Source organism: Pseudomonas sp. CHM02 (genome assembly GCF_000612585.1).
Classification (GTDB): Bacteria; Pseudomonadota; Gammaproteobacteria; order Pseudomonadales; family Pseudomonadaceae; genus Aquipseudomonas.
This window is the reverse complement of the sequence record NZ_JFCA01000111.1, coordinates 1-837: the sequence shown is the minus strand read 5'-3', so window position 1 is coordinate 837 and position 837 is coordinate 1. Positions and strand designations below refer to the sequence as shown.

The 837-nt window shown below is 57.2% G+C and carries 1 protein-coding gene; it reads right to left on the bottom strand.

Annotated elements, in window-relative coordinates; all coding sequences use genetic code 11:
* Window positions 1-8: 8 nt before the first annotated feature.
* Window positions 9-837 (bottom strand): IS3 family transposase (locus tag BM70_RS0130945; RefSeq protein WP_043274451.1); only part of this gene is annotated, 829 nt, incomplete at its 5' end.

The window sequence follows — 837 nt, the reverse complement described above, 5'->3', positions numbered from 1 at the left end:
TGTAGTGGTCAACTAATCCCGGACACGACGTTAAGTTTTTCTTCGGCCCGGGCTGGCGCCAACCCACCGTTGAATTGGTGGGGTCGAACCCAGTTGTACCGATGCATCAAGAAGTGGCTGATATCGCGCTGGGCTTCTTGAGCCGTTCTGTAGCCCGTGGTCGGTATCCACTCGGCTTTCAAGCTGCGGAACACGCGCTCCATTGGCGCGTTGTCCCAGCAATTTCCTCGGCGACTCATGCTCTGGCGCATGCGATAACGCCACAATCGCTGACGAAATAGCCGGCTTGCGTATTGCGACCCCTGATCCGAGTGAAACAGCAGACCCGAAGGCCTGCCACGCTGCTCGTAAGCCATATCCAGGGCCTTGATCACCAGTTCAGCGTCCGGCTTTTCCGACAACGCCCAGCCCACTACCCGGCGCGTGCAAAGATCCAGCACGACCGCCAAGTAATGCCATTTCCCCTGGGCCCAAATGTAGGTGATGTCGCCGCACCAGACTTGATTCGGGGCTGGCACATCAAACTCACGGTTCAAGGTATTCGGGATATCGAGTCTTTCTACTGTCGCTCGTTTGTAGGCATGTGAGCCGGGTTGTTTACTGACTAAATCAAGCTCGCGCATCAAGCTGCGTACTTTGAATCGACCGAGCTGCTCACCGTCTTCACGCATCAGCGACAAGAGGCTGCGGCTCCCGGCAGCGCTACGACTTTGCGTGAACAACTCGCTCACCCGGCTGCGCAACCTAAGCCCTTCAACATCGGGCGTGCGGCGCCTAAGGCGCTGGGCGTAGTAGCACGAACGAGTCACTTCAAACACCTTGCACAGCCAATCAACT